This is a genomic window from Prosthecobacter sp. SYSU 5D2, assembly GCF_039655865.1.
Classification (GTDB): domain Bacteria; phylum Verrucomicrobiota; class Verrucomicrobiia; order Verrucomicrobiales; family Verrucomicrobiaceae; genus Prosthecobacter.
Genome location: NZ_JBBYXL010000002.1, coordinates 336,866 through 362,012 on the forward strand (window position 1 = coordinate 336,866; position 25,147 = coordinate 362,012).

The following is a 25,147-nucleotide window of genomic DNA, read 5'->3' on the forward strand; positions in this document are numbered from 1 at the left end:
CCAGGACGTGAAAGGTAAAACTTGTGCAAAGGGCAGATGCGATTTTATAGTTTACGGTAATTATACTCAATTGTGACATATCAAGTGCGTTCCAGATCCTGGTGGGGGCTTGCCACAGCGGCAGGGGTCATTCTCATCATCCCGCTGGTCATGGGTTTCCTGCTTTTGGAACAGTCCCGGCAGGCGGAGGCCAGTTATGAAAAAGTGCAGCACACCCATGAGGTAAGGGAAAAGCTCGAGGCGATCCGTGACCTCGCCCGGGATGCGGAGAGCGTGCAGCGCGCTTTTTTGCTGACCCGGAATGCCGGCTTTGAGACAGATTTTCGTGCCCTCATTCAGTCCAGCCCCCGTCTAGTACAGGAGTTTAAAAACCTGATTCAGGACAATGCGGAGCAGACGGCCCAGTTCGGAAAATGCCTCATAATCCTGCAGGATCGCCTGCGGTCGCTCAGCGCCAATGCCAGGGATGTGACCACTTTGGATAAGGAGAGCCTGCTCAAGCGGCTCATGTTAGGTGCTCAAAAATCAGCCGAGCTGGAGACGCAAATCGCCAAGATGGACCGCGAGGAGTTGCGCCTGCTGAATCTGCGCACCGCACGGTTTGTAGAAGCGAACAAGTCCTTCCGCAATATCGCGGGCTGGACGGTGGCGGGCGGTTTGGTTGTTCTTTTGGCCGTGGGGACCATGCTTTTCCAGGAAAACCGCGCGCGGGCCCAGTATGAGGTAAAACTGGCCGATGCCCGCGATGCCGCCCTGGATGCGGTGAAGACAACGTCCGCCTTTGTGGCCTCCGTCAGTCATGAGATCCGCACGCCTATGAATGGCGTGCTGGGAACGGCAGATCTGCTGTTGCGGGATGTCTCCCTCACGCCCAAACAGCGCGATGGGCTGGACACCATCCGCACATCAGGCCGCTCCCTGCTGGCCATTATCAATGACATCCTGGATCTGTCGAAGTTGCAGGCCGGAGAGATGGCCTTCATCAACGAGCCTTTTTCCCCCGCCGCAGTGGTGGAGGAGGTCATCAGTCTTTTTGCCTCCACCACTGCGCGCAAAGGGCTGGAACTCACCTCCCATCTCTCTCCCGATGTGCCGCTGCAGATGCGTGGCGACCGCCTGCGGCTGCGGCAGATCCTGCTGAATCTGGTGTCCAACAGCGTTAAGTTTACTGAGCACGGTGGCGTCACTGTCCATGTGGTCCGGCGGCGGGAGGTGGAGTCGGATGGCCGGGTCTGCCTGCGGTTCGATGTCAGCGATACGGGCCCAGGCATCGCCAAGGAAGTGCAGAACCGCTTGTTCCAGCCCTTTGCCCAGGTGGATGTGAAGCTGGCCCAGCGGCATGGCGGAACCGGACTTGGCCTGGCCGTTTCGCGTGAACTGGTACAGCGGATGAACGGGGTGATGAGTGTGGAAAGCACCCTCGGCCACGGTGCCACTTTTTGGTTCACCGCCGTGTTTGGGGAGGTGGATAACATGACCGTGGCCCGCACCCTGGAATCCCGGCCGCTGCTCATTTTAGAAAACCGTCCCATGACGGCAGATGCGCTGCAGACTCATGCAACGGCCTGGGGGCTGAATCCGCGCATCTACGGCCGGATAGACGAGGTGCCTGCGGAGTCACCTTGGGAGGCTGAACCACCTGTGCAGGCCGTGATCATTGGCTCCAGCGTGGCCCGGGATTGGTTGGACTCCTTGCGCCGGCTGCGCAGCCGTGACTGGCTGGCATCCGTTCCGGTCTTTGTCATGACCGATCAGGAGGAACTGAATGATGATCAGTTGAAGCAAGAATCCATCGCAGGAATGCTGAACTACCCGTTTCGGCCATCGGAGCTATATGACCGCCTCGCCGGCGTGGCTGAGCCAAAAGCCCCCATCCACCTGCCAGACCGTCTGGAACTGGCTCCTGCGCGCCTCATTGTGGCTGATGACAACCCGGTCAATCAGCGCGTGATACGCAATCAGCTGGAACACCTCGGCATGGAAGTTGTCCTCTGCAGCGATGGCCTGGAGGCGGTCGCCCGGGTGCAGGAAGAGGCTGGCGTGCTTGTACTGATGGATTGCCAGATGCCGGAGATGGATGGCTTTGAGGCCACCCGCACCATCCGCCAGTGGGAGCACAGCCTGGGGCGCAAGCCCATCCCCATCATCGCCGTCACTGCCCATGTCATGAGCGGGGATGCGGAGCAATGTCTGCAATCCGGGATGAACGCCTACCTGTCCAAGCCTGTAGAACTGGACCGCCTGCAGCAGATGCTTTTCACCTGGCTGCCCCGCACCGGCAGTGCCTCCGCAAATGGCTCCGGCAGCCTGAAAACCTCCATCTCCCCAACCATGGCCGACCCCGTCCCGGTCAATGAGGCACAACTGCGCGGTTGCCTCACCGGAGAGCCCGAGCTGGATGCAGACCTCGTCCAGATGGCGGTCACCCAGGTCGCCGAGACACTGGTAAAAATGAAAACTGCCCTCCAGGAAGGATCGGACGCGGCTTGGCGGCAGGCCGCGCACCGGGCCCGGGGCTCCTGCGGCACGATGGGTTTCTCTTTCATCGCCGAGTTGTTTCAGGTGGCTGAGTTTGAGGCCACCAGCCAGGAGGCGCGCAACCGCGTGCTGGCAGATCTTCACGAGGCCCTGCCCGCCCTGGTGGCCAGGTTGGCCGCACTGGATTTCACCGCCACCCTCCCGTCGCTGACCGAGACCTGATTTCCAATGTTCTTTACACATCCCCAGGCTGTTTTTATCCCGGGAAGGACACTGTTTTTTCTGGGCTTCCTGCTGCCACTCGCCATGACCGGCCAGACTTCCCCCCACGAGTTAAGCCTGCGGGAACTGCCCCTTGGGGAGCGCCCGCCGGCTGCACTGGCCCCCTGGCAGCGCATGCTCACCCCCAGCGGAGTATGGAGGGTGCTGGAGGTCAGTCACGGCCGCACCCCCGGCAGTCTGGACATCCCCGCTGGCACCATCCTCTGGGCCGGGGTGTATCCTGAGTCCCTCGTTGAGAGTGTGGCATCAGGGTTGCAAATCATCGGCGACATCGCTGCTCCCGTCCCCGTCGTGGAAGAGCTGACGCCGCTGAAGCAGGATGCCCAATCACTCACGGTGCCCCCTGGTCTGAACCTCGCCCGCCTGATGCAGTGGACAGCCTTTGGCGTGGAAGAGCGTGTCAGGGCTGAGGACGAGGCGGACAACACCCGATGGAGCATGGCCGTGGGTAGGAAACCTGGCGGCCTGTACAGTTCCGCACTGTGGCGTCTGCCCCGCTGGCCGGAGGGCGCCGCCTGGAAAATTTCCGTCACCCTCAGCGGCCAGGGGAGCGTGCAAGTGGGGCTGAGTGCCGATATCGGGAAAGGCCATGGTGATCCACTCATCCTGGACGATCTGTCCCTCACCGCGCAGGGCAGCACCCACACTTGGCAGATCCCGGCAAAGTGGTTGCAGGCCCGCTCGCTGCGCCTGAGTTTGCTCTCTCATTCGGACCAGTCTGTAGCAGTGCAGATCCCCTCCGTCATCGCCACACCTCAGCCGGGGAAAAGACAGGAAACCGCTGCCGCCTGCCGCCTCGGCATCTGGGATTGGTCAGCCGATCCCGCCCGATGGATGCGCCTGCAACCCCTGTGGAAACAAGCAGGCATCCATGTCCTCCAGCTCGCCCTGCCCCGGCAAGCAGAGGGCTGCCTGGAGTCCTTGAAGCAACTGCAGAACGACGGATTTCATCTCACCGCAGTGGAGGGAGATCCCTATATGATCCTGCCGGAGGCCCTGCCCGCCGTGCTCGCCCGCCACCAGACTCTGGCCGGGTGGAAAGGACAGGGGCTGGATGCCGTGCAGTATGATGTGGAGCCCTACCTGCTGCCTGGTTTCCGCCTCCAGCCGGAGGCTTGGTATCACCAGTGGGCAGGCCTTTACCAGCAGATCTCCACCCTCGGGAAGATCCCTGTGGAGGCCGTGGTGCCGTTTTGGCTGCTGCAGCAAAAGGAAGGTCCAGCCCTGCTGGAAAAACTGGCCCGCACCAGCCACCGTATCGTCGTCATGAACTACCGCAGCGACGTGGTGGAAGCCGCCGCCTGGGGTACGGCCTGGCTGGAGTGGGGCGCGAAGCATCGCCTGCCCGTATCCCTGGCCATCGAGTGCGGCCCTATTCCCGATGTGCAACTGCGCACCTTCCGCACCGCCCCCTCAGGCCGTCTATGGGTGTCACCATGGCCGGGGCAGGGCACTGCGGTCATTCTTTATGCCGATGCGGTGGCACCAGGCGAAGATGCACAGACGCTGGCGGAAGTCCGTCAAAGCCTTGTCCCAGGTGCCCGAACCACCTTGAAAGGCCAGCCTCCTGAAGCCGTGGCCGAGATGCTGCGCAGCCTGCAGGACGTGGCCCGGCAGATGAAGCTGCCCGCCGCCATGCAGCCGGAATTTCTGTTGCATGAGCCGGAAGAGGCTTTGTTAAACTACCTGGGCGAAAAGACGCCATGAGGGGGCAATGAGGGCTCCTTTGGCGGTCTCACGCAGCCTTGGTGAATCCCCGGCGCGGCATGTCTCCCCAGCCCTGTTTTTTGCGCAGGAACTGCCAGATACCCTTCACCCGCCACCAGCTGTTGAGCTGGCGGTAGCCGAAGTTTTCAACGATGGCTCCCATGCCCAGCCAGATCAGATCTCGCACCCGGCGGTGATGCTGGAGGGAAAGCTCCGCGATGATCATGGAGCTGAGGCTCAGGCAGAGGCCAAAGCCGAAGACTACCGCGCAATAGGCAATGAAAAACTCCAGGCTCAAGATGCCTGCCAGATAACACAGCGGTACCAGCAGCAGGCCTACTAGCTCCAGCAGCGGACTGATGATGTCAAACAGCACAAAGGAGGGCAGCGCCACCATGCCTACCGAACCATATTTCGGCCGCAACAGCATGTCGCGGTGCCGCCAAAGCGTATCGCACAGGCCACGCTGCCATCGCGTGCGCTGGCGGGACAGGATGTCCAGGGTGGATGGGGCCTCCGTCCAGCAGACGGGGTCCGGTACGTGCCAGACGGCGTGTTTCACGCCCGCTTCTCCTGCCCAGCGGTGCATGCGCACCACCAGTTCCATGTCCTCGCCCACGGTGCCGTGCTCATAGCCTCCCAGCTCTAGCAGCGTCTCCGTGCGGAAGATACCGAAGGCACCGGAGATGATCGTCACGGACTGGGAGCGAGTCCACGCCATGCGAGTGAGCAGGAAAGCGCGAAGGTATTCCACGGTTTGAAAAAGTTCCACCCAGTGCCGGGGCGGGCGGACCTCCGTGATCTGACCGGCTTTGACACTGCATCCATTCACCACACGGATGGTGCCGCCCACGGCCATCGTTGTGTCTGGCGCATCAATGAAGGGGCGGACGGCCCGCAGCAGGGCGTCCGAATCCAGCAGCGAATCGGCATCCACGGAACAGACATAGGGGCAGTCGGACAGATCCATGGCCGCGTTAAGGGCATCGGCCTTGCCGCCATTTTGCTTGTCCACGACCAGCAGGTTGGGGATTTCCTTGCAGGCATAGATGCCCCGGATGGGCTGGTAGGAGACTCGTCCAGGAATGGTTTTTTGGACGGGATGCAGAGAGAAAGCTTCAATCAACCGCGCCAGGGTCCTGTCCTTGGACCCGTCATTGACCACGATGATTTCATACTCAGGATACTTCAGAGTCAGCATGGAGCGCAGGCTTTCCACAATGGTGGCCTCCTCATTGTAGCCCGGAACCAGCAGGGAGACGCGCGGGGTGGCCTGGGAATTCAGCAGCCACCACTCCCGCAGGCGGGAGGCGCGGCTGCGCGAGTGCATGAACTCCGGTACCGCCCGGCACAAATGAAGCAGGTAGATGCTGTTCTGTACCGTTTGTAAAAGCAGGATGAAAGTGGCGGCCACCCAGATGGAGCCAGTGAACCAGATAGATTGTGTCCAGTCCGTGTCCGTCATGCGGTTGCCTCCAGGGTTGAGATGGGCAGCAGGGGAGACGTGATCTCCCGGATCAGCGCCTGGACCAGGGAATCCTCAGGCGGCTGGTCCCGCAGCCTTTGCCAGGCCCGTCCACCCACTTTGGCCAGTCCATGCACGGCCTGGCGTTTCACCTCGTAATTTTCATCCAGGACCAGATTTTCCAGCCATTGCAGGGCTTCTGTATCCGGCCCCATGCTCACCAGATAATGCGCAGCGGCCAGGCGCACTTTAGGACTGGGATCTTGTGCCAGCAGGCCCACCCTGGAAATTTGCATCGGGTCCCCCAGCCGCTCCAATGCCAGCACTGCGGCGGCCCGCACCGCTGGGGCGGCATCCTGCAACTGTGTGGCGATGAGGTCAGAGTGTGCCAGATCCCCAGCGGCGGAAAGCCCGTCCAGCAACAGCACGCGCAGCCTTGGGGTGGCGGCCCCCGGTAGCAGCCGTGCCAGTTCCTGGCTGCGCCCTGGGGCAAGCATGCGCACGACATCCCGCAGACGGTCTGAGGCCAGGGCGTCCTTTTCCTCCAGAGACTCCAGCACCTCCCTCACTCCCAGGCCTGTGGGACCTCGCAAAGCCAGCGCATAAGCGGCCTCCATACGCACCTCCTTAGCCTCGTCCTGCAGAGCCAGCCGCAGTGCTGCATTCACCGCAGGACTTTCTCCCGTCCAGCCCAGTAGCGCACAGCCGCGCAGGCGTGAGGTGACGTGTCTCTGCCGCAGCAGCCGCAGGCCAAAGTCAGCGCCCCCAATATGGACCAGGATCTCCCGCAACTGATCCCGGTACTGTCCGCGAAAGCGCTCCATCAGATCCCGCAGCAGGCTCAGCACCGCTTCCATCTCATTGCCGCCGCGCACCTTTGGAAGGCTGGTCACAGAAGTCTCCATCTCCAGCACCGGCAGCAGTTTCAGCAGCCATTCATCCGCCATGACCACCCGCCGGGCCCGCTGACGGTTGTCCACCAGCCGGTAGCCCAGCAAGACCATCCACAAGACCAAAGCCAGCGCCAGCAGAGCCAGGGCGGCACAAGTGAGAATAAAAAGTCCTGATTCCATAAGCGGCCACCCGAATTGACTCAGAAAAAGCAGGTCAGCCCCACAGCCAGCCCATACCGCACCAGGCGGTCCTGGACATCCTCCCGTTCGAAATCCAGGCGCACCTGCCAGCGCTCCGTCAACGGCACAGTTACTCCGGCAAAGACCGTCCAGGAGGGGATGGCGCGTTCTGTATTCAGCGTCTGATTCGTCAGGGACTCCACGGCGCTCCCCGCACCCAGCCGGAACTGAAGACGGTCCCGCGGTTCCCACGCCACAAAGGCCAGCCAGCCGTCCGCACTCAGCCCGCTGTCATAGGCGAAGTGCAGCCAGCGTGCATTCAGGGTCCAGTGGCGTGCGAGGCGCTGCTCCCAGCCAACACGGCTGACCAAAAGACCGGAGACGGCGTAGTCCGCCCAGCGGCCCTCAATCAGCAGCCAGCCCTCATCCAGAAAACCCAGGTCGTCAAACACACGCCAGCGCAGGGAGGCATCTGCATACCAGTCCGCGCTGAAGTCCGCATCCGGTGTCACCCCACCGTAAAGGGTGGCCTGCAGACTGGGCAGCACCTGCCCGCCCAAGCCCACTTCCCAGGTCTCATCCTGCAGGCCAAAACGCTCCCCCACCTCCGTGCGGAGCCAGGCATCCCAGCCCAGCACCTTCTGCCCATACGAGGCATAGATGCTCCACCATTCATCCCTTTCACCCTGGGTAAAGGTGCTGCCTGTCATTCCCATATCCACCCGCTGCCGCGGTTGGGATTTCAGCCCGTCCAGGCGGCGTTGTACATCCGGGGATACCTCCACTTGCAGAGCCCGCTCATAAAGGGAGCGCGCCTCATCGGTCTTTTGCGCCTCTGCTTCCAGATCTCCCAGCCCCGTCAGCGCATCAATCTGGCGTGGGTCTGTTTGCAAAATGGCCTCATAACGGTGCCTCGCTTCCGCCCGATCACCGCGCCATCCTGCCACGCGACTGCGCATCACGGCCACATCGAGATTATCCGGGAACTCCGCCTCCAGCTTCACCAGCCGCTCGTCCGCCCCGGCATAGTCCTCCATCCAGGCCAGCACCCGGGCCTCACCCAGGCGCAGATCGAAATCCTGCGGGGCCAGGCTCAATCCCCGCCCCAGGGCCACCCGGGCCTCCTCATGCCGCTTCAGCCAGCCCAGCACCGTGCCGTAGTGATACCAGGCTTCTACATTCTGCGGAGCTGCGGCCGTGGCTTGTCCCAGCAGGAGCGCTGCTTCCTCGTGACGTCCGGCCTTTTTCGCCTCCAGGCCATCCTCATAGACGCCCCCCCAGAGAACCTGGACGGACATCACCCATGCGACCAGGAGCGCAAGTTTCAGCTTCATGCAGCGGCCTCCTCCGGCACCAGCTTGGCCACCCGGGCCAGCAGCTCTGTGGGGCTGAAGGGTTTGGTAAGATAGTCATTCGCCCCATCATCCAGTGCGCCGACGACATCGGCATCCCGGTTCTTGGCGGAGAGCATTAATACCGGCGTGGCCGCAAAGGTGGCATCCTGCCGCAGTTCCCTTAGCGTCGCAAAGCCGTCCATCACCGGCATCATCCCATCCAGAATAATGAGGGCGGGCCGGGTTTCGCGGGCCAGACGCAGGGCTTCTTCACCATCGAAAGCGGAAACCATCTGCCACTCCTGCTGCCCGAGCTTGAAACCCAGTACACGATGCAGGAGCGGATCATCATCGGCGAGTAAAACAGTCTTCATAACAGTAAACTATTGCATTAACCATAATAGTTGTCAGTCAAAATGCATCCATTCAGCTTTATTTGAAGTTAAGTCATTGCATCAAATTTGTATTTGCTATGATTTTTATTATTTGGTCATCCACACTTTCTGACTGACAAGGCAATGGCTCTGGACTCTCTGTGGACAACTGATGACTTTCTCCCATGACGCCTACTGTTGTCCTGCTTCTTTTCCTGGCCGGGCTGAGCGCGGGGTTCATTGATGCCATCGCGGGCGGTGGCGGGCTGATCTCGGTGCCAGCGCTGCTGTGGGCCGGGCTGCCGCCGCAGATGGCGCTGGGGACGAACAAGATGCAGAGCACCTGGGGGACGATGCTGGCGGTGCGCCGGTACATGCAGGCAGGGCTGGTCAAATGGTCCGAGGTGCGGCTGGCGGTGGCGGTGACTTTTGTCTTCGCCATGCTGGGTACTTTTGTGGTCACACAGGTGAGCAATGAGCTGCTGAAAAAGATTGTGCCCTGGCTGCTGCTGGGCATCGCCGCGTATGCGCTGCTGAATCCGGGGTTTGGCCAGCAGAAGGTCCGGCAGCGGCTCAGCCCCAGGGTTTTTGCCTGTCTAGGTGGGAGTGTGCTGGGTTTTTATGACGGTTTTTTCGGCCCAGGCACGGGCTCCTTTTGGACGGTGGCCTGCTTGTCCCTGCTGGGCCTGGAGCTGACCCGCGCCACGGCCTATACGAAGGTGGTGAATCTGACGAGCAACCTGGCCTCGCTGCTGGTCTTTATCCTGGCGGCGCGCATCCGCTATGACATCGCGGTGGTGATGATTGCCGGGCAGTTGATTGGGGCGCGACTGGGATCGGGGCTGGTGATCCGGCATGGGGCGCCGTTTGTGCGCATTGTCTTCCTCATCGTGGTCTTTGCCATGGTGATGAAATTGCTTTGGGATCAATGGACGGCAGGGGCTTGATCGGGACGGGAATGCGGTGCATCTTGACGGCCTTTCCCGCCTTTTTCTGCCCGCCTTTCCGCTATGCCACGCATCCTCGCCATTGACCACGGAACCGTCCGCATTGGACTGGCGATCAGCGATGAGATGGAGCTGACCGCCAGTCCGTTGAAGACGCTGGATGCCAAACACGAGGCGGAGCGCGAGATCGCCCGCATCGTGCGGGAGAAACACATTTCCCGCATCGTCATCGGCATGCCTTTTCTGATGAGCGGCAACCGGGGCGAGGCCACGGGGCGTGTGGAAAAGTTTGCCGAGCGCCTGGGCAAGGCCTTGCAGCATGAGGTGCCCATTGAGTTTGTAGATGAGCGGCTTTCCTCCGTGGAGGCGGAGGCGTCCATGTCCCGTGCCGGCATCACGGACAAGCGTGAGCGCAACGAGATCGTGGACCAGCTGGCTGCGGTGGTCATCTTGCAGGATTATTTAAACCAACAACGCGGTCCCGCCGGCTTTCTTCTGCCGGACGAGGCCTACGATCTGGAATGGACCCCGAATGAGCCGAAGCGACGTCGAAAGTAGGCTCGGCCTGAACAAGGGACCTCTGCCCGGCCACCGGCGGCTGCGCCTGGTGGTGGCCTACTGCGGCACGCCATGGCGCGGCTGGCAGGGACTGGCCATCCGTGGCGGCATCCAGGATGAGCTGGCTGCGGCGGTGCTGAAGGCGACGCGCGCGGAGACGGTGGTGCATGGCTCCGGCCGCACAGATGCGGGCGTGCATGCCCTGGCGCAGGTGGCGCACATGGATGTTCCAGTGAGCCTGCGCATGAGCGATGAGGCGTGGGTGAATTCCATCAATGCCTGCCTGCCGCTGAGCATCCGCATTGTGGAGGTGAGCGGCGCGGAGCCGACGTTTCACTCGCGTTATGATGCGAAGGGAAAGGTGTATCGTTACCGCATCTGGCGCTCAGCCTTGCTCTCCCCCTTTGAGGCGGACCGGGTGTGGCAGGTGCATGGTCCGCTGGACATGGAGGCGCTGAAAACCTGCCTGCAGAGCCTGGTGGGCACGCATAACTTTGTCTGCCTGTCCGCCAACCGGGGCGACATGCCGGAGACCCTGCGGCGTGTGCTGACGGAGAAAACCACCCGCACCCTCTATCGCGCAGAGCTACGGGAGGAGGGCGACCTATTGGAGCTGGAATTCGAAGGCGACGGCTTCCTTTACAAGATGGTGCGCCTCATCGTCGGCAGTCTGGTCCAGGTAGCGCGGGGCCGGGCGACGGTGGAGTGGTTTCAGGGCTTGCTGACGGATGCCCAGTCGGTGCAAAGCAATCAGATGGCCCCGGCGGCCGGGCTGTACCTGGTACGGGTGCTGTATTGAGGTGGGGGGAGAAGTGCTGAAAATCCCCTTCTTTGCTCGGCATTACTGTTGAAGGTCACTTGGCAGACGCTTCGCCAGCTTTGACTGTAGCCTTGATGGCGTCCTCAATTTCTTTTTTTGCGGTGTCTTTCTCGCCTTTTTCCAGGTGCTTGATGGCCTGGTCGGCGAGGCGCTGTGCCGTGGCCCGGAAGGAGCCCTTATTGTTTGCAGATCTCTTCAAAGAGATGTTCGCTTTCTGGAGGTGTACGATGGCGTGCACCGGATTGCCGTCCGCTTTTTGTCGGGCCAAATTGAGCTGATTCAGTGCGATATTGATATTCGGCTGGGTCGGAAAGGCAGGAAGCTTCGGTGATTTCTGGCCTGCCGCCGTTGAGAGCATCATCGTAAGGACCAAAAATGAGAAGAGGAGGAATGATTTCATAGTGGCGGTTAAAAGGGTTAAAGGGATGTTGCCTAACATTGAAATTCATGGGTTGAAATCTTAAGGTGTCAATTCTAAATCGGTAGTTTTACTGATATAAAGGGAATTATGAGATGAATTCTCTAAAATTTTAAAATAGTGACTATCGCTAACTAATGCCTTCATCGAGGCAAGGGGCCCTCGAGCGCAACCTTTCAAGGTATGCGTTGGGGTTGTCAGGCTCATGGGGGGCGCTTGCCATGATGTTTGAAGGCCGCCATCCTTTGCTATTTTCGGGAGTGGCAGGCGGCGTCTGTGCGGGCATAGTGGCCGGGTGCCTGTTTTTCTCCATGACCTGACCTTTAATGAGCTGCGCGACCTGCTGGTGGCGGACGGGCTGCGGCCGGTGCATGTAAAGGCGGTGTGGAATGCGCTGCACTTCCGCGCGGAGACGGACCTGGCGGCGCGGACGGACTGGGTGCCGCCGCTGCAGCGCTGGGTGGCGGAGAAGGTGAGCGGAATCGGGGAAGGCGGATACCGGCTGGATCACTTGGCGGTGGCCGCCCACATCCCGAGCGGGGACGGGCTGACGCAAAAGTACCTGCTGCGGTTGCAGGATGGGCAGGAGATCGAGACCGTCATCATGGGCTACACCGGGCGGCACACGGTGTGTGTGAGCACCCAGGCCGGCTGTGCCATGGGCTGCGTTTTCTGCGCCACCGGACAGATGGGTTTTGTGCGGCATTTGCGGCCGGGCGAGATCGTGGGCCAGGTGCTGCATGCGCAGCGCATCCTGCGGGCGAAGGGCGAGCGGCTGCGCAACATCGTGCTTATGGGCATGGGCGAGCCGCTGCATAATTATGACAACGTCATGAAGGCGCTGGACATGATCAGCGACACTCGCGGCTGCAACATCGGGCCGAGCAAGATCAGCGTCAGCACGGTGGGCGTGGTGCCCGGCATCCTGCGCCTGGCGGCGGAAGCGCGGCCCTACAATCTGGCCATCAGCCTGCATGGCAGCACGGAGGCGGAGCGCGCCGCGCTGATCCCGGCCAACCAGCGCTGGCCGCTGGCGGAGCTCATGGCCGCCTGCCGGACCTATGGGGAGACTACAGGCCGCCGGATCTTTTTTGCCTGGACGCTGATTGCAGGTGTGAATGACACGCCGGAGCACGCCCGGCGGGTGGTGGCCTTGCTGCAAGGGATAGACGCGCATCTGAACCTGATCCCGCTGAATGAAACGGCGGGTTATGAAGGGCGCGAGAGTGTGGAGGCCGCAGGAGACGTTTTCCAACGCATCGTGCTGGAGGCGGGCATTCCCTGCACCGTGCGGCAGCGGCGTGGCATTGATGTGGCGGCGGGTTGCGGCCAGTTGAAGGCGGAGAAGAAAAAGCGCCGCCAGGGAGAGGCTGCCGCAATAATGGTCTGAACGAGGAAAAGGAAGAAAAAAGAGATGGACGCCAGGCCGGGCCGTATGCCTGATGTGTTCTGCCTGGGTGAGTCCGTGGTCCTGAAACATTCCACTCGCAGAACTATCCGGCCTCTTGGGCGGTGCCCTGTTTCATGCAGCCATCTTGGTGAAAAACGAAGGCTTGCCAGACTCCGCACCTTCAAAGAAGCCGGATAGTTCGGCGGAGGGGATCAAGGGGCGGCGGTCTGGTTTTGCGCCGAACACATCCGGCCTACAGCCCCGGTGCGAGCCTGATCATAATTGAAATGGCTATTATTCAATAACTTAGGCCAATATCCGTTTGCTGAATTTTTGGAAACCTTTATCATTTTCATAATGAAGGCCGTTTTTCAGGCATCCGAACCGCAACCTCTTGAACCTTCCCGGGTCCGCCGGGCGCGGCATCATCCGCGTGCGGGCAGGGTGCTGGGTGTGGCGGTTCTGCTAGGGCTGTCCGGGTTGGGGCTGGGGCTTTTTGTCATCGCAGGCACCATGCTGTGGAGTGTTGAAAACCGCCTGGCAGGCTGGGTGGCGTTGGGCGGGCTGATGACTTTTGCACTTGGACGCGGCATGGCCTTTCTGCTCAGCCGGCATCTGAATTGCACGCTCTGCCACGGTCCGGTGCTGGAGGAAAAAAGCTGCCACAAGCATGCGGAGGCCGTCAAAACCGGCCCGCTTTCCTACCGCAGTTCCACGGTGCTATCTCTCTTGAGCACGGGCAGTTTTCGGTGTATGTACTGCGGTACACCCTACCGATTGAAGAAATAGCGGCTCGACAGATCGCGAAAAAGCCTGAGGAATGGGTTTTTGCAAAAGATGGCGCAGCATGTATGCTGCCCGTTCGTAATTCCTTTCGTTCCAAAAATTTAACATGTCAGACGACCCTACCCCAAAACCCGAAGGCCCGAACCGGCGCAATCAAGAGCCGCAGTTCAACTGGAGGGGCTTTCTCCTGCTCGCCATGGCTGTATTGCTCATGGGTTCGGCTTACGTTGCCAGCAGCCAGGCCACCCGCTCCAAGGAAATCTCATACAAAGAGTTCAAGGAACTGGTTGAAAAGGACCAGATTGACAAGAGCAAGAATCTGGAGCTGATCCAGCAGGATACGACCACGGCCGAGTTCATCGAAGGCTATGCCTTCCGCTCCGCCCTCCCGGCAGGTGATACCGGCAAACCGATGCTGGCCCCGCCCGCCGGTGAAGGTGAAGCTGCCACGCCTGGCTCCGTGAAGTTCAGCGTGCCGGTGAGCATCCAGTATCAGAAAGAAGAGCTGCAGGAGCTTATGGCCTCCAAGGATCTCGTTCTGATCCCCAAGTACACCAACAACCAGTGGAGCACCATTCTGGTCTCCATGCTGCCGATTTTGCTGCTGCTGTTCCTGCTTTATTTCCTGGTGCGCCAGCAGATCAAAAGCGCAGGCCGCGGTGCCCTGAGCTTCGGGAAGAGCAAGGCCAAGATGCTGTCCCAGGACCGCAACAAGGTGACCTTCAAGGACGTGGCCGGCGTGGAAGAGGCCAAGGAAGAAGTGGTGGAGCTGGTCGAATTCCTCAAGGACCCGAAGCGCTTCCAGCGCCTGGGCGGCAAGATCCCGAAAGGCGTGCTCATGGTCGGCTCCCCAGGGACCGGCAAGACGCTGCTGGCCAAGGCCATCGCCGGTGAGGCGGACGTGCCTTTCTTCAGCATCAGCGGCTCTGACTTCGTGGAAATGTTCGTTGGCGTCGGCGCGAGCCGCGTGCGTGACATGTTTGAGCAGGGCAAGAAGAACGCTCCCTGCCTGATCTTCATTGATGAAATTGACGCCGTGGGCCGCCATCGCGGACATGGCATGGGCGGTGGTCACGATGAGCGCGAGCAGACGCTGAACGCGCTTCTCGTGGAAATGGACGGCTTTGACACCCAGGAAGGCATCATCATCATTGCCGCGACCAACCGTCCAGACGTGCTGGACCCTGCGCTGCTGCGCCCAGGCCGTTTCGACCGTCAGGTCACGGTGAGCCTGCCGGACGTGAAGGGCCGCGAGGAGATCCTGAACGTGCACGCCAAGAAGGTGAAGCTGAACGAAAACGCCGACCTGTCCAAGGTCGCCCGTGGCACACCCGGCTTCTCCGGGGCTGAACTGGCCAACGTCATCAACGAGGCCGCCCTGCTGGCCGCCCGCAAGAACCTGAAATCCATCGGCACGCCCGAGCTGGAAGAGGCCCGCGACAAAGTCCGCTGGGGCCGCGAGCGCCGCAGCCTGGCCCTGAGCGAGAAGGAAAAGGAAAACACCGCCTATCATGAGGCCGGGCACGCCATCCTCATCGAGGTGCTGGAACACACCGATCCTCTCCATAAGGTGACCATCATCCCGCGCGGTCCTTCCCTGGGCTCCACCATGTGGCTGCCAGAAGAGGACAAATTCACCCACCGCAAGAGCGAGCTTCTGGATGACCTTGTGGTCGCCATGGGCGGCCGTGTGGCGGAAGAAATCCAGTTTGGTGATGTGACCAACGGTGCCATGGGCGACATCCGCCAGGCCACCGCCATCGCCCGCAACATGGTGTGCGCCTGGGGCATGAGCGACAAGATGGGCATGGTGGAATACGGCGAAGGCGAGCAGGCCATCTTCCTGGCCCGCGACCTGGCGCGTAACCGCAACTATAGCGGCGCCACCGCGCAGAAGATTGATGAAGAAGTGAAGCACTTCATTGACAGCGCCTATGCCAAGGCCAAGGAGATCCTGGTTCACCACAAGGACAAGCTGGATGCCATCTCCGCCGCCCTGCTGGAATATGAGACCCTGGACGGTTCCCAGATCAAGGAGATCATGCAGCACGGTTACATGATCAATCCGCCCAAGGACAAGCCGAAGCCGCCTGCACCGCCTCCGCTGCCGAAGGCCACCGAGCACCGTCCTGTTGCCCAGGATGAAGAAGACATCGGAGGCCTCCCTGGCGGCCTCGCCGGCGTTCCTGCTTGATGCCCAGATAAAGTCTGACCCAGCGGTGCCGTGTGAGAACGCGGCACCGCTTTTTATTGATGCCCTTCCCGCCGCCCGGTCTCATGCCGGGTTGACATCGCCTTTTCTCCGTCCTTCCCTGACTGCCTCCTTTTTCCCATTTCATCCCATGACTGATCCTGAAATCCAAGCCGCCATTCACGACATGGGCCGCCGTGCCCGCGCTGCCTCCCGTGAACTGGTCAAGCTGAGCACGGAACAGAAAAACACCATCCTGCTGGCCATGGCCGATGAGATCCAGGCCCGCGAGGCCACCATCCTGGAAGAGAATGCCAAGGACCTGGCACGGGCAGCGGAAAACGGCCTGTCCAAGGCCATGCTGGACCGCCTCACGCTGGATGCCAAAAGACTGGCCGCAGTCGCCCAGGCGGTGCGGGAAGTCGCCACGCTGCCCGATCCCGTGGGCGAAGTGCTGACGGAATGGACCCGGCCCAACGGGCTGCACATCACCAAGAAGCGCGTGCCCATCGGTGTCATCGGCATCATTTTTGAATCCCGTCCCAATGTCACGACGGATGCTGCCAGCCTGTGTTTTAAAACCGGCAATGCGACGCTGCTGCGCGGTGGCAGTGAGGCCATCCACTCCAACGTCGCCCTGGCCGCCGCCCTCCAGGCCGGTGGCGAGCGTGCCGGACTGCCTGCGGACAGCGTGCAGCTTATCCCCTTTACCGACCGCGCCAGTGTGGAGCACATGGCGCGCATGGACCAGCATCTGGACCTCATCATCCCCCGCGGAGGCAAAGGGCTGATTGAAAAAGTCGTCGCCACGGCGCGCATGCCCGTTATCAAGCATTACGACGGCGTCTGCCATGTCTATGTCGCGGCGGATGCGGACCTGCAGATGGCCGCTGACATCATCGTCAATTCGAAGACGCAGAAACCCGGCGTCTGCAATGCCCTGGAGACCATCCTGGTGCATCGCGACATCGCCGCCGTCTTTTATCCCCTCATCGGCCAGCGCCTTTCCGCTGCCGGAGTGGAAATGCATGCGGATGCGGAGGCGCAAAGTTTGTTAGGCGTGGCCAGCGTTCCGGCCACGGAGCAGGACTGGAGCACCGAGTGGCTGGACCTGGTCCTTTCCGCCAGGACCGTCTCCGGCCTGGATGAAGCCATCACCCACATCAACCAGTACGGCAGCCACCATACCGACAGCATCATCACCGCCGACCGCGCGGCAGCGGAGCGCTTCCAGCATGAAGTGGACAGCGCTGTCGTGCTGCACAACGCCAGCACCCGCTTCAACGACGGCGGCGAATTTGGCTTCGGTGCCGAGATCGGTATCAGCACCGACAAGCTGCACGCCCGCGGCCCCATGGGCCTGGCCGAGCTGTGCAGTTACAAATACCTGGTGGATGGCAGCGGACAGGTGAGGGGATAGGAATCAGACGATCATCGTGGTCACTGACCGTTATGCGCCTCCATTTTTCTACCCATACATCTTTTTACCTTCAGAGCTCTCCAAGAAAAATCCGGTGCACTATCTCTGCTTAGCCCGCAGCTCCGCCTCGATCTTCATCACCGGATCAAATCCATGCTTGTCTTTGAGGTGGGCCGTCACCGCCTCCCGATAAGCTTTGTCATAGGCCACCTTGGGACCGATAACGCAGCCTGTGAAGGCAACGGTGATTTGATACCTTTCAGCCGCCAGGCGCCTCAGTTCAGCATCAGTAGGAGAGGGCATGCCGACGATCTCGTAGCGGATCACGCCCTGTGCGGTGTCCCTGTTGGCAGCCGCCGCTCCAGCTTTTGCCTCTCTGCGGTCTAACCACTTTTTCAGCGGGCCTTCTCCATACGACATGCTTGTGGCGGCCAGCCATCCAAAGAGGCACAGGGCCACGGCGGCCAGTTTAATCGTCATCCGGCGTGTTTTCATGAGGGTGGGAGGTTAATTGTCCTGTAGATGCAACGCCATTATCCAATCGTTCGTTACGCCTTCTCCTCAACCGCCTGCTTCGCCCATTCGCGCCGGTAGTGGTCTAACCGCTCCTTGATGCGACCTTCGAGGCCGTTGGTGGTGGGATCGTAATACTGCTTCCCACCCTCCAGGCAGCGCTGGGGGACGAAGCCGCCTTCGTAGTCGTGAGGATAGAGATAACCTTCGCCGTGGCCGAACTGCTTGGCACCTTTGTAATGGGCATCGCGCAGGTGCTTCGGCACCGGGAGGGTGCGGCCGTTTTTCACATCGTCCAGGGCGGCATTGATGGCCATGTAGGCGCGGTTGCTCTTCGGCGCGGTGGCCACATAGATCACGGCATGGCCCAGGATGATACGGGCCTCCGGCATGCCGATGGCCTCGACGGCCTGCTGGGCGGCTACGGCCACGCGCAGGGCGTTGCTGTCCGCCATGCCCACGTCCTCACTGGCGGCAATGACGATGCGGCGGGCCACAAAGCGGATGTCCTCGCCCGCATGCAGCATCTTGGCCAGCCAGTAAATAGCGGCATCGGGATCGGAGGCGCGCATGCTTTTGATGAAGGCGCTGGCGGTATCATAATGCGCGTCGCCATCGCCATCATAGACCACGGTTTTCTGCTGCATGGATTCCTCCGCCTCGTGCAGGTCAATCATGACCTGTCCGTCCGCATCCGGCGTGGAGGAGAGCACGGCCAGCTCCAGGGCATTCAGGCATTTGCGCGCATCGCCATCGGCGATGGTGGCCAGGTGCAGGCTGGCTTCGGGCGTGAGGGTGGCCTTCCATTTTCCCAAACCGCGCTCCTCATCTGTGAGGGCGCGCTGCATGAGATGCTGCAAATCTTCAATGCCCAGCGGCTCCAAAGTGAAGACCTGTGAGCGGCTGACCAGCGGGCTATTGACGTAAAAGAACGGGTTGTGCGTCGTTGCACCGATGAACCGCAGCGTGCCGCGTTCCAGATGGGGGAGGAGGACGTCCTGCTGGGCTTTGTTAAACCGGTGGATCTCATCCACAAACAGCACGGTGCCCTGGCCGGTGAGCTTCTTCAGCTTCAGCGCCGCATCGGCCTCTTTGCGGATGTCCGCCACGCTGCTTTCCACACCGCTGAGGGTGACAAAGCGGGCCTTCGTCTCCTGGCTGATGATGTGCGCCAGGGTGGTCTTGCCCACACCGGGCGGCCCATAGAGGATGAGTGAGGAAAAACGGTCCGCCTGCACCGCGCGGCGCAGCAGCTTGCCCTCGCCCAGGATGTGGCCCTGGCCGGTGTACTCCGCCAGTCTGCGCGGGCGCATGCGGGAGGCCAGGGGCGCGTCCGGCTGGGCATCCACGACCGTGCCAGGAGATTCGGAGGTGGCTTGGAAGAGGTCTTCGCTCATGAAAAAGTTTGCGGTGGTTGGCAGTTGTTTGCCGTCGTTGGCAATGGTTTCTTTAAAGCCGGTGCCAGCGACTGCAATTCATAGACAACAACTGCCAGCCATTCAGTGAACGATTTTCTCTCCATCGAAAAAGTCTCCAGGCACTTCGGCCCGCTGAAGGCCGTGGACGGCGTGACCCTGCAAATTGGCCAGGGAGAAATTTTTTCTCTGCTGGGACCCAGCGGCTGCGGCAAGACCACCCTGCTCAAGATGCTGGCGGGATTTGAAAAACCGGACTCGGGCCGGCTGGTGCTGAACGGCCAGGACGTCACCGCGCTGCCGCCGGAGCGCAGGCCGTTGAACACCGTGTTTCAAAACTACGCCCTGTTTCCGCATCTGAGTGTCTGGGAAAACATCGCTTTTGGCCTACGCATCGCGGGGAAGAAAAAAGCCGAGATCCAGGCCGCCGTGGATCGCATGCTGGGCATGATCCAGCTCGGCGAGCACGCCCGCAAGCGGCCCGCGCAGCTCAGCGGCGGCCAGCGTCAGCGCGTCGCCATCGCCCGGGCACTGGTCAATGAACCCAAGGTCCTGCTGCTGGACGAGCCGCTGGCCGCCCTGGATCTCAAATTGCGCCAGCACATGCTCGCCGAGCTGCAGGCCATCCATGCCCAGGTCGGCACCACCTTCATCTACGTCACCCACGACCAGGGCGAGGCCCTGAGCCTCAGCCACCGCATCGCTGTCATGGAATCCGGTCGTGTGGTCCAGGTGGATGCGCCCCGTGCCCTCTACGAGGCTCCCGCCACCAGCTTTGTGGCCGGCTTCATCGGCGATGCCAATTTCCTGGACGCTATCGTGGAGGAAACGCAAGTCGGCGGCTTTGTGCAGGTGAAGACGGAAGGCCTGGGCAGCGTGCAAGTCGTGGCCCGCGAAGGTCTAACAACTGGCCAGCCCGTGCGCATCATGATCCGCCCGGAAAAGCTGTATCTCCTGCCGGAAGCGCTCGCGCCTGACGGGCCGAAAAACGTCGCCCAGGTGCGCATCCAGTCCGTGACTTACTTTGGACCCCACACGCGTCTAAGAGTCACGTACGGCGCGCACACAATGCAGGTCCAGCAATCTGGCCGCGAGGGACATTGGACCACGGGTGAAGAAGCGTGGATGAGTTTTGCGCCGGAGGCGGCGCGAGTGGTGGATTGATGAAGGGCGGTGCCAAAGCAGGCACTTGGCAAGTGCTTTTCCTTGGGGGCTTGGTGGGATGCAGGCAGCCACGGCTAAAAGGATTGTCTTCCTCTTGCCTACCTGCACCTGCGAATTAGAATGTCCGCATGAATCCACCTCCAGAAGCTGAGTCTCCTGAAGAGATTCTCGCCGAGGTGATCCGGCGCGATGAGGAGATGCAAAACGGGCTCGTGAAGCCGCTTACACTGGATGAGTTTTGGGCAACGGTGACAAAGGTCGGGAAGATCCAAGAGGCCACAGGCAGAGAGCTTGCCGCCAAATGGTCCCAAATGCCGCATCTCACGGTGGAAGAGGCCGAGGCTTTTGAAGCAGACATTCTAGAAAGCCGACGAAACCTTCCCACCTCCAACTCTAACCCCTGGACCGACGATGATTGAAGATACCCTTTGGCATGAGGCTCGAAAGCGGATGTTCATCTATGTGGATGCTCTGCTCTGGCAGGAATTTGGCATCTAGGGGGACGAGCAGCGTCATTATGCAGACTGGATTCTGGACCGTATTTTCAAGACTGAATTTTATGGCGCTCTGGACGCCCCTGTCTGGGCCCTGAAGCGGCAGGATGATAACGGGAACCACTTTACTATCGAAAAACACATCCACCGATCCCGGGCTCAAGAAATCAAAAACTTATTGGAAGAACGCGGTCACAAACAGTTTTACTGGATCGAGCCTTGTGCGGACAACTGACTCTGCTGTGCTCTGTCCTCCATGAAATCCCGCCGTGAACTTTTGCTGACGCTGCCTTCGCTGGGCTGGCTGGGGGCGTTTTTTGCGCTGCCATGTGTCCTGATTCTGGCATTGGCTTTCCGCGAGAGCGATCTGCGCGGCGGAGTCGGGGAGGGATGGACTTTGGAAACTGTGAGGCTGCTGGCGGAGGGAGGTTACCTGCCGGTGGTGTGGAGCACGCTGTGGATGAGCGCGGTGACGACGGTTCTTTGCCTGGCGCTGGCGCTGCCGGTTGCATGGGCCTTGGCGAGGATGAGCACAGCGTGGCGGCGGGCGGTGCTGCTGCTGGTGGTGGTGCCGTTTTTGACGAATTTCATCATCCGCATCTTTGCCTGGAAGTCGCTGCTGCATCCGGAAGGTCTCGTCAAACAAGGCCTCGTCTGGCTGGGCCTGGCGACGGACGAAACCATGCTCCTGAACAACGCGGGCGCGGTGATTTTGGTCATGGTCTATACTCAGCTCCCCTTCGCCATCCTGCCGATGTATGCGGCGGCGGAGAAGTTCGACTTCACCCTGGTGGATGCGGCGCGGGACCTGGGCGCGACGACGTGGCAGGCGTTTCGGAAGGTCTTCATGCCTGGGATCCGGCAGGGATTGAAGGCGGCGGTGGTGATCGTTTTTGTCTGCTCGCTCGGGCAGTATGTGATCCCGAAATTTGTCGGCGGCACGGGTAATGAGATGATTGGCAACAAGATCGAGCAGCGCGCCTTCAGTGATCGCAACCTGCCGCTGGCCAGTGCGCTGTCCGGGGCGCTTTTACTGGCGGTGCTGCTGCCGACGCTGCTGTTGGGGCGCAAGAGAGAGTGAAATCTTTTGGCCAAAATGCTGCCAATAAATGGCCAGTGCCACCCGCTATTTCTTTCGAGAGAAAAAGTGGTGGCTCAGGACGGAATCGAACCGCCGACACGGGGATTTTCAATCCCCTGCTCTACCGACTGAGCTACTGAGCCATTCCCGCTATGTTTGGCGGGCCGCGACATTGGCAAAGGCTGGGGGTGCGTGCAACGGGTTTTTGCGTTTGAGGGAATTTTTTGACGCTTTTGCCACCGGAAGGGGTCTGAACAGGGGAATTTGGTTAAGGTGGCCTAAAGTGAAGAAGTGATCTGGGTTTGTGAATAACTGGCAGGATCGGTCAAAAGCGAGAGGCGGGGATTTGCGATTCTGCAAATTTTCGCAAATAAACGAACTCTCTGCTTTAATTTTTTGTGCTGGAGAATAGTTTCAATAGATAATACTGGATAGCAGAAAAAAATCGAACTGGTGAACCTTGTGGGAAGCTCTGAAATGTCCATCAATCCAACCGCTGCCGAAACAGGATCTGTTTGGGGCGGTGGAAATCCGTTTTCGGCAGATGTGTGCGCGGGGCCGCTGGCGGTGACCCCGGGTGCCTCGGTGGAGGGGCTGAATGAGGAGGTGCTGGACCAGCTCCTGGAGGCGGTGGAGATGCGGGCAGGTGCTCCACTGATGCTGCTGACGGCTCCGCGGGCTGGCTATGGAAAGACGCATCTGCTGGGCCGGGTGGTGGCGGCGGCGGGTGGTGCGGTGGTGATGGTGCCGCTGGCCTTCCGCACAGGAGATGCGCTGAATTTGACGACGGTGACGCGGCGCGGACTGGAGGCGCTGGGCACGGCGGCGGGGGAGACGGAGGGCTGGTCCCGGCTGCGGGAGGGGTGTGCAGGACTGGTGGCGCACCTGCTGCATGAGCTGATCAAGGAAGGGCTGGTGCCGAGTGCCAATCCGGAGCAGGCGCTGCGGGTGCTTTCTGGCCCGGTGGGGGATGTTTTTAATGCGGACGGGGCGGCGCATATGATCGGTGACTGGCTGCGCAAGCATGCAGGAGGGCTGAGGCCGATCCTGGCGCGGCGGGTGTCCCGGCAGGTGCCGGTGCGGACGGAGGTGGCGGATGCGTGGCTGGAGGCGATGCTGGGCCAGGCCTTTGAAGGCGGGGCGGAGGGGCTGGCGCCTATGCAGGACCTGGCGGCGGCGGACCGGGAAACGGGAACGCCGGTGTGGCTGCGGATGCTGGGGATGTGGCGGCCGGTGGTGCTGCTGGTGGACCACCTGGACGGCTATTACCGGAATCCGGACGCGGGAGTGACGATCGCCTCTCTGCTCATGGACCTGGTGGATACGCAGGAGCTGCATGTGCTGCTGAGCCTGAACCAGGATGTGTGGCAGGCGACCTTTGGGCATCATCTGCCGAGCGCGCTGGAGGACCGGCTGACGGCCAGCCAGGTGCTGCTGAGAGGGCTGCGGGAGGCGGATGCGGCGGCGCTGCTGCGGCTGCGGCTGGAGCGGGCGAAGGTGGCTGCGGAGGACGTGCGGGAGTTTGAGGCGTTTGTGGATGTTAAGCAGTACTTCCTGGGACGGCCCATCGGGTCCGTCGCGGCGCGGGTGTTTCTGCGGCACTGTGCGCGGCAGTGGGAGATTTTTCAAAATTCGGTGCCGCTGGGCGGGGGCAAGGCGATGCCTGAGAAGAAGGGCGCCGAGGGGGGCGTGGCGGCTGCGAAATCTGACTTTTCTTTTCCGGTGCTGCCGACGCAGCCTGCAGAGGGTATTCCGCTGATGACGGAGACGCTGCCTTTGGAAGCGGGAGAGGAGGGGGATGAGCCGCCATCGCTTTTTGACGCGCCGACCTGTGCGCAATTGCAGCAGATGGCGGAGACGCTGAAGGAGCCACGGGCGGCCCTGCCACAGAATGAGGCACCTGAGCTGTTGCCGGTGACGGTGAATACGGAGGTGCCGGAACCTGAGTCCGAGGCGGGAGGCTTTTTGGCGGAAGCACGGGCGGAGATCGGGCCTGAAGGGGAGCCGAAGGATGAAGGGCTGGCTGACAAACCGGAGGCAGAACTGCCTGCCGGGCTGCCGCCGCCTGCTGCGAGGACGCCTGAACTGCCGCCACGTCCACCGAGCTTTGAGACATCGCTGGAGGATACGGGGAGTGAACCTGAAGCGTCGGGACTGCCGCCGGATGTGCCGATGCCGCTGCATGATCAACAGAAGTCTGAGCCGGATGAGGCCCCGGTGCCACCGCCGCCTGGGTCTGCCAGTGACTGGCGTGTGACGGGTGGCAATGGTGCGGCTGCGGCAGCAGGGACCGGGACAGGGTCGGTTACGCCTTCGGCGGATGCTTTTGTGAAACTGCGGGAAATGCTGCACCACCTGCGGCAGCCGGGGGCGCGCAGCCCGATGATGGATGAGATGGCGGACATGCCGCCGGAGCGGATGAACCTGCCTGCGCAGCCGGTGACAGCTGCGGTACCCATTGGTGCTGCTGCGGCGGCGGGTGCTGGTACGAAGCCTGTGCCGACGCCGGTGGCCCCGGCCCGTCCGGGAGATGCGCTGCTGGGCCGTTTTGAGGCGCTGCGCCTGCAAATTAATGCAGAGGCGGAATCACAGCCGCTGGATTATGGGAAGCTGGCTGATCTGATCCGGCTGGCGGGGCGGCGTTTTCCGCTGGTGAGATTCAGCGAGCATGAACTGCCGGGCCTGACGGGGCGGCAGACCATGGTGTGGTCCATCCAGGGGGTGGAGCTGCTTTTTGGTCTGGCGCCTTTTTCGGACTCGGCCTACTGGAGCGTGCTGGCGGGTTTTGCCGCCGGGCGCATCACGGACCTGGCAGTGGAGGCGGAGCAGAATGACGCGCGGCCCTCGAAGCTGAAGTTGGTGACCTTTAAGTCAGACCGTGAGCATGGAGCCTGGCAGGCGCTGTATGCGGGGGAGACGATCCCGACGCCGCTGAAGCCGAACCTGGATGCGGTGCATCTGGACGGACGGAGCGTGGCGGCGCTGTATGCGATGCAACGGATCATCAAGGATGCGGAATCCGGCGCTGTCCAGGCGGAGCCGACGCAGGTGATGACGGTGCTGGCGCGGGAACTGGATTTCTTTTGGAAGCGGATCACGAAGGCTTAGAGTGGAGGGCGGAGGAAGGAATGGGATTGTGGGACGGCTGGGGCGGCGGGGGGAAGTGCTCAGTGCATTGTAGTTCTGGCTTCTTGTGGTCTGCATCCTATCCTTGCAGCGAGATTTTTATTGTGTCTA

20 protein-coding genes and 1 tRNA gene are annotated in these 25,147 nt (G+C 61.3%); 13 read left to right on the forward strand and 8 right to left on the reverse strand.

Annotated elements, in window-relative coordinates; translation table 11 throughout:
- Window positions 1-84: 84 nt before the first annotated feature.
- The gene (locus WJU23_RS04015) at window positions 85-2,700 is read left to right on the forward strand and encodes a response regulator (protein ID WP_346331249.1); all 2,616 of its coding nucleotides are present in this window, start codon (window positions 85-87) and stop codon (window positions 2,698-2,700) included.
- An 84-nt stretch (window positions 2,701-2,784) separates the two neighbouring features.
- Window positions 2,785-4,467 carry a hypothetical protein gene (locus WJU23_RS04020; protein ID WP_346331250.1) on the forward strand — a complete coding sequence of 561 codons (1,683 nt, stop codon included), beginning with the start codon at window positions 2,785-2,787 and terminating at the stop codon, window positions 4,465-4,467.
- Between the two features lie 28 nt (window positions 4,468-4,495).
- Here WJU23_RS04020 and WJU23_RS04025 read toward each other — a convergent pair whose 3' ends face one another.
- From WJU23_RS04025 to WJU23_RS04040, 4 genes are read right to left on the reverse strand one after another with little or no spacing between them, the layout of a single operon-like run.
- Entirely contained in the window at window positions 4,496-5,932 is a 1,437-nt protein-coding gene (locus WJU23_RS04025) for a glycosyltransferase (RefSeq protein ID WP_346331251.1), read from the reverse strand.
- On the reverse strand, window positions 5,929-7,005 hold the full coding sequence (locus WJU23_RS04030; RefSeq protein ID WP_346331252.1) for a HEAT repeat domain-containing protein: 1,077 nt from the start codon (window positions 7,003-7,005) through the stop codon (window positions 5,929-5,931). Before WJU23_RS04030 ends, WJU23_RS04025 begins: the two co-directional genes overlap by 4 nt.
- Window positions 7,006-7,025: 20 nt before the next feature.
- Entirely contained in the window at window positions 7,026-8,339 is a 1,314-nt protein-coding gene (locus WJU23_RS04035; protein ID WP_346331253.1) for a tetratricopeptide repeat protein, read from the reverse strand.
- Window positions 8,336-8,713 (reverse strand): response regulator, encoded by a 378-nt coding sequence (locus WJU23_RS04040; RefSeq protein ID WP_346331254.1) that lies wholly within the window; start codon window positions 8,711-8,713, stop codon window positions 8,336-8,338. The genes WJU23_RS04035 and WJU23_RS04040 overlap by 4 nt, the downstream gene beginning before the upstream one ends.
- 185 nt (window positions 8,714-8,898) lie before the next feature.
- Between WJU23_RS04040 and WJU23_RS04045 the strand changes: the two genes are divergently transcribed.
- The 3 genes from WJU23_RS04045 to truA all read left to right on the forward strand — a co-directional run bounded on the left by WJU23_RS04045 (window position 8,899) and on the right by truA (window position 11,017).
- Entirely contained in the window at window positions 8,899-9,660 is a 762-nt protein-coding gene (locus WJU23_RS04045) for a TSUP family transporter (RefSeq protein ID WP_346331255.1), read from the forward strand.
- A gap of 63 nt (window positions 9,661-9,723) precedes the next feature.
- A complete protein-coding gene (gene ruvX / locus WJU23_RS04050) occupies window positions 9,724-10,218 on the forward strand; it encodes a Holliday junction resolvase RuvX (RefSeq protein WP_346331256.1) in 495 nt (164 codons plus the stop codon).
- Window positions 10,193-11,017, forward strand: coding sequence for a tRNA pseudouridine(38-40) synthase TruA (truA, locus tag WJU23_RS04055; RefSeq protein ID WP_346331257.1), 825 nt, complete (start codon window positions 10,193-10,195; stop codon window positions 11,015-11,017). Before ruvX ends, truA begins: the two co-directional genes overlap by 26 nt.
- Window positions 11,018-11,072: 55 nt before the next feature.
- Here truA and WJU23_RS04060 read toward each other — a convergent pair whose 3' ends face one another.
- On the reverse strand, window positions 11,073-11,438 hold the full coding sequence (locus tag WJU23_RS04060) for a hypothetical protein (RefSeq protein ID WP_346331258.1): 366 nt from the start codon (window positions 11,436-11,438) through the stop codon (window positions 11,073-11,075).
- Window positions 11,439-11,751: 313 nt separating this feature from the next.
- On the opposite strand from WJU23_RS04060, the gene rlmN reads away from it, so the two are divergent.
- From rlmN to WJU23_RS04080, 4 genes are all read left to right on the forward strand, one after another.
- Entirely contained in the window at window positions 11,752-12,846 is a 1,095-nt protein-coding gene (gene rlmN, locus WJU23_RS04065; protein ID WP_346331259.1) for a 23S rRNA (adenine(2503)-C(2))-methyltransferase RlmN, read from the forward strand.
- 357 nt (window positions 12,847-13,203) lie between these two features.
- Entirely contained in the window at window positions 13,204-13,635 is a 432-nt protein-coding gene (locus WJU23_RS04070) for a hypothetical protein (protein WP_346331260.1), read from the forward strand.
- A gap of 103 nt (window positions 13,636-13,738) precedes the next feature.
- Window positions 13,739-15,826, forward strand: coding sequence for an ATP-dependent zinc metalloprotease FtsH (gene ftsH, locus WJU23_RS04075; protein ID WP_346331261.1), 2,088 nt, complete (start codon window positions 13,739-13,741; stop codon window positions 15,824-15,826).
- A 148-nt stretch (window positions 15,827-15,974) separates the two neighbouring features.
- Window positions 15,975-17,243 carry a glutamate-5-semialdehyde dehydrogenase gene (locus WJU23_RS04080; RefSeq protein WP_346331262.1) on the forward strand — a complete coding sequence of 423 codons (1,269 nt, stop codon included), beginning with the start codon at window positions 15,975-15,977 and terminating at the stop codon, window positions 17,241-17,243.
- Between the two features lie 99 nt (window positions 17,244-17,342).
- On the opposite strand, the gene WJU23_RS04085 is transcribed toward WJU23_RS04080, so the two are convergent.
- The gene (locus WJU23_RS04085; protein ID WP_346331263.1) at window positions 17,343-17,738 is read right to left on the reverse strand and encodes a hypothetical protein; all 396 of its coding nucleotides are present in this window, start codon (window positions 17,736-17,738) and stop codon (window positions 17,343-17,345) included.
- A gap of 53 nt (window positions 17,739-17,791) precedes the next feature.
- A complete protein-coding gene (locus WJU23_RS04090) occupies window positions 17,792-19,069 on the reverse strand; it encodes a replication-associated recombination protein A (protein ID WP_346331428.1) in 1,278 nt (425 codons plus the stop codon).
- 189 nt (window positions 19,070-19,258) lie between these two features.
- Between WJU23_RS04090 and WJU23_RS04095 the strand changes: the two genes are divergently transcribed.
- The 3 genes from WJU23_RS04095 (at window position 19,259) to WJU23_RS04105 (ending at window position 21,910) form a co-directional block, all read left to right on the forward strand.
- Window positions 19,259-20,335: an ABC transporter ATP-binding protein gene (locus WJU23_RS04095; protein ID WP_346331264.1), complete on the forward strand. Its 1,077-nt coding sequence runs from the start codon at window positions 19,259-19,261 to the stop codon at window positions 20,333-20,335.
- Between the two features lie 128 nt (window positions 20,336-20,463).
- Window positions 20,464-20,754 carry a hypothetical protein gene (locus tag WJU23_RS04100; protein ID WP_346331265.1) on the forward strand — a complete coding sequence of 97 codons (291 nt, stop codon included), beginning with the start codon at window positions 20,464-20,466 and terminating at the stop codon, window positions 20,752-20,754.
- A 331-nt stretch (window positions 20,755-21,085) separates the two neighbouring features.
- Window positions 21,086-21,910 carry an ABC transporter permease gene (locus WJU23_RS04105; protein WP_346331266.1) on the forward strand — a complete coding sequence of 275 codons (825 nt, stop codon included), beginning with the start codon at window positions 21,086-21,088 and terminating at the stop codon, window positions 21,908-21,910.
- A 67-nt stretch (window positions 21,911-21,977) separates the two neighbouring features.
- Here WJU23_RS04105 and WJU23_RS04110 read toward each other — a convergent pair.
- A tRNA-Phe gene (locus WJU23_RS04110) sits at window positions 21,978-22,053 on the reverse strand.
- A gap of 334 nt (window positions 22,054-22,387) precedes the next feature.
- On the opposite strand from WJU23_RS04110, the gene WJU23_RS04115 reads away from it, so the two are divergent.
- Window positions 22,388-25,018: a hypothetical protein gene (locus WJU23_RS04115; protein ID WP_346331267.1), complete on the forward strand. Its 2,631-nt coding sequence runs from the start codon at window positions 22,388-22,390 to the stop codon at window positions 25,016-25,018.
- Window positions 25,019-25,147: the final 129 nt, after the last annotated feature.